The 4,565-nt window shown below is 74.4% G+C and carries 1 protein-coding gene; it reads right to left on the bottom strand.

All coding sequences use genetic code 11. The features are described from left to right. On the bottom strand, positions 1-4,565 hold a 4,565-nt coding region (locus BN2279_RS07335), incomplete at both ends, for a type I polyketide synthase (RefSeq protein WP_159037097.1).

The raw sequence follows: 4,565 nt of genomic DNA, 5'->3' as shown, positions 1-4,565 counted from the left end.
GGCGAGGGTGGGTGCGTAGCGCTTCCAGTCGATGTCGGCGACGGTGATGGCGGTGTCGTCCTGGTCGATGGCGCCGCGCATCGCCTGGACGGCCCGCTCGGCGGACATGGGCAACAGGCCGCGCCGCCGGGCGCGTTCACCGGCCGCGTCGGTGACGAGGCCGCCGGTGCCCCAGGAGCCCCAGGCGATGGAGGTGGCGGGCAGGCCGTGGGCGCGGCGGTGCTGGGCAAGGGCGTCGAGGTAGGCGTTGGCCGCGGCGTAGCCGCCCTGGCCGCCGTTGCCGACGATGCCGGAGACGGAGGAGAAGAGGACGAACAGGCGCAGCTCGTCGTGGTCGGCGGTGAGTTCGTGGAGGTTGCGGGCGGCTTCGGCCTTGGGACGGAGGACGGTGTCGAGGCGGTCGGGGGTGAGCGTGTCGAGGATGCCGTCGTCCAGCGTTCCGGCGGAGTGGATGACGCCGGTGAGGGGGTGTTCGGGGGGCAGGCCGGCGAGTAGGTCGCGCAGCGCGTCGCGGTCGGCGGCGTCGCAGGCGGCGATGGTCACGCGGGTGCCGTGGTCCTCCAGTTCGGCGCGGAGTTCGGCGGCGCCGGGGGCGGCGGGGCCGCTGCGGCTGATGAGGAGGAGGTGTTCGGCTCCTTCGGCCGCCGGGCGGCGGGCGACGTGGGCACCGATCGATCCGGTGCCGCCGGTGATGAGGATGGTCCCGGTGGGCCGCCAGTCGGGTCGCCGGGGTGCGCCCGCGGGGGCGCGGACGAGGCGGCGGCCGAAGACGCCCGTGGCGCGCAGGGCCGTTTCCTGTTCGTCTGCGGCGTCGGTGAGGATTCCGGCGAGCCGGTTCATGGCGCGGGTGTCGAGTTCCGCCGGTGCGGGGAGGTCGATGAGGCCGCCCCAGCGGTGGGGCTGTTCCAGGGCGATGACCCTTCCGAGTCCCCAGAGTTGGGCCTGTGCCGGGTCGCGTACCGGGTCGGCCGGGCCGGTGGAGACGGCGCCGGAGGTGAGGCACCACAGCGGTGCGGCGATGTCGGCGTCGCCGAGTGCCTGGGCGAGGGTCACGGTGCGGGCGAGGGCGGTTGACGCGGTGTGGCCGGGGAGGCGGCCCTCGGCGAGGGCCAGCAGGGACACGACGCCCGCGCAGTCGGGGCCGGTTGCCGCGCGCAGCCGGTCGGTGAGCGCGGACCGGTCGTCGGCGGGTGCGACGGTGATGACCGTGACGTGGGCGTGGTGGCCGGTGAGGGCACGGTGGGCGGCTTCGAACGCCGGGTCGGCGGTGTGCTGTTCGGGAACGACGAGGAGCCACGTACCGGAGGGAGTGCGGCGTTGGGACGGGGACGCGGAGGGGAGGGGCTGCCAGGTGACGCGGTAGCGCCAGTTGTCGGTGGCGGAGCGTTCCGTGGTCTGGTGGCGCCAGCGGGACAGGTGGGTGAGGAGGTCTTCGAGGGAGGCGTCGGGGTCGAGGTCGAGGGTGCCGGCCAGCGCCGGCAGGTCGTGGCGTTCGACGGCGGCCCAGAAGCCGGCCTCGTCCGCCGATGTGGTGCCGCCGGCCGGAGTGGCGGTGGGGGTGTGCGGGTCGAGCCAGTAGCGCTGGTGCTGGAACGGGTAGGTGGGCAGGTCGGCGGGACGGGTCGCCCATCCGCCGGTCAGCGCGGGCCAGTTGACGTCCGCGCCGGTGGTGTGGGCCTGGCCGAGGGCGAGCAGGAACCGCTGGGGGCCGCCTTCGCCGCGTCGCAACGTGCCGATCGCCGCCGCCGTTTCGGCGCCCGCTGCCTCGAACGTCTCCTGGAGGCCGACTGTCAGGACCGGATGCGGACTGATCTCGACGAACAGCCTGTGTCCGTCGTCCAGCAGGCGCCGTGTCACCTCCTCGAACCGCACGGCCTGCCGCAGGTTGGTGTACCAGTAGGGGGCGTCGAGCGGGGCGTCGGTGGGCTCGCCGGTCACCGTCGAGCAGAACGCGATGTCGGGGGTGGCGGGCGTGATCCCGGCGAGGGCCTCGGCCAGTTCGGCTTCGATCTCCTCGACGTGGGCGCTGTGCGAGGCGTAGTCCACCGGGACCCGCCGGGCGCGGACGCCGTCCTGCTCGCAGGCCGTGAGGAACGCGTCCAGCGCGTCCGCGTCACCCGAGACGACCACGGACCCGGGCCCGTTGACGGCGGCCACGCCCAACCGGCCTTCCCAGCCGGTGAGACGTTCCCGTACCGCTTCCGCCGGGGCGGCCACCGACGCCATGCCGCCCCGCCCGGCGATGCGCGCCAGCAGGCGGGACCGCAGCGCCACGATCCGCGCCGCGTCCGGCAGCGACAGGGCACCCGCCACGCACGCGGCGGCGATCTCCCCCTGTGAATGCCCCACAACGGCGGCCGGTTCGACGCCGGCCGCCCGCCACAGCCCGGCTAGGGACACCATCACCGCCCACAGCACCGGCTGCACCACCTCGGCGGCCTCCAGTTCCGGCGCGCCGGGGGCCTGACGCAGTACCTCGTCCAGGGACCACTCCACATGCGGGGCGAGTGCCGCTTCGCACGCCGCCATCCGCTCCCGGAACTCCGGGGAGTCGTCGAGGAGTTCGACCGCCATCCCGGCCCACTGCGAGCCCTGCCCGGGGAACACGAACACGGGCCGGACACCGGGGCGCGCGGCACCGGACACGGCGCGGGACACGGGCTGTCCGGCGGCGAACGCACGGAGCGCGTCCGTCAGTTCGTCGCGGTCGGCGCCGACGACGACGGCCCGGTGGTCGAACGTGGCGCGCGTCGTCACCAACGCGTGGGCCACGTCCACCGGTTCGCCGTCACCGGCCAGCGCCCCGGCGAGCCGTCCCGCCTGCTCCCGCAGCGCCTCGGCCGAACGTGCCGACAGCACCAGGGGAACGGCCACCGGATCCACGCACCGCGGCGGATCCACCGGCGCTCCGGGAAGGACGGCGGTCTCCGGCGCCTCCTCGATCACGGCGTGCGCGTTGGTGCCGCTGATGCCGAACGACGACACCCCGGCCCGGCGTGGACGTTCCTCCCTCGGGGCCCACGGCTGTTCTTCGTCCAGCAGGCGCACGGCGCCCGCCGACCAGTCCACGGCGGAGGTGGGTTCGGTGATGTGGAGCGACTTGGGCAGCACGCCGTGCCGGAGCGCGAGGACCGTCTTGATGACTCCGGCGACTCCGGCGGCGGCTTGGGCGTGCCCGATGTTCGACTTCAAGGACCCGAGCCACAGCGGCCGTTCGGCCGGACGGTCCCGCCCGTAGGTGGCGAGCAGCGCCTGCGCCTCGATCGGGTCGCCGAGCCGCGTGCCGGTGCCGTGCGCCTCCACCGCGTCAACGTCGGCGGCCGACACACCTGCGTTGGCCAACGCGCTGCGGATGACGCGCTGTTGGGCCCGGCCGCTGGGTGCGGTGAGACCGTTGGACGCGCCGTCCTGGTTGATCGCCGTGCCGCGCACGACCGCCAGGACCTGGTGACCGTTGCGCCGGGCGTCCGACAGGCGCTCCAGCAGCAGCATGCCGGCGCCCTCGGCCAGTCCGAATCCGTCCGCCGCCGCCGAGAACGCCTTGCACCGGCCGTCCGGCGCGAGGGCTCGCTGCTGGCTGAACTCCACGAGCATGCCGGGTGAGGGCATGACGGTGGCGCCGCCCGCCAGCGCGAGCCGGCATTCGCCGCCTCGCAGCGCCTGAACGGCCAGGTGGAGCGCGACGAGTGACGACGAGCAGGCCGTGTCGACCGTGACGGCCGGCCCCTCCAGGCCGAAGGTGTAGGCGAGTCGGCCGGAGGCGACACTGACGGCGTTCCCGGTCAGCAGGTAGCCGTGTGACTCGCCCGCCGACTCGTGGAGCCGGGGCCCGTAGTCCTGGGCCATGGCGCCGACATAGGTGCCGGTGGCGCTGCCGCGCACGGACACCGGATCGATGCCGGCGCGTTCGAACACCTCCCACGCCGTTTCCAGCAGCAGCCGTTGCTGCGGATCCATCGCCAGCGCCTCACGCGGCGAGATCCCGAAGAACGCCGCGTCGAATCCGGCCGCTCCCTCCAACAGACCGGCCTCGCGCTGGTAATACCGTCCCGACACCCCCGGGTCCGGATCGTAGAGACCTTCGGCGTCCCAGCCCCGGTCGGTGGCGAGCGGCGCGACCGCGTCGCCCCCGGCCGTCAGCAGCCGCCACAGATCCTCCGGGGTGCGGACGCCACCGGGCAGGCGGCAGCTCATCGCGACGATCGCGATCGGCTCCTCCGGGGCCGCGTTCCGCGCGTCGTCCGCATCGCGTCCGGCGCCAAGTCCGGTGCCGTGACCGGCGTCAGAACCGGCACCCGCGCCATGGTCCTGGTCGGGGTGCCGGCCGAGGGCGTCATCGACGATGCGGCGGGCGAGGTCGCCCGGGGTCGGGTGGTCGTAGACAACGGTGGGCGGCAGGGCCAGGCCGGTGGCCTCGGCGAGCCGGTTGCGCAACTCGGCGGCGGCCACGGAGTCGAGACCGAGATCGCGGAACGTCCGGCCGTCCCCGGGATGACCCGCACCGGCACCTGTCTCTTTTACACCTCTCCGAGCCCACGAGACCGGCCGAAAACTCGCATGCCGGC

The organism is Streptomyces specialis (genome assembly GCF_001493375.1).
Classification (GTDB): Bacteria; Actinomycetota; Actinomycetes; order Streptomycetales; family Streptomycetaceae; genus Streptomyces; species Streptomyces specialis.
Note: the sequence above shows the minus strand (reverse complement) of the source record. Positions and strands in the feature narration are given on the sequence as shown.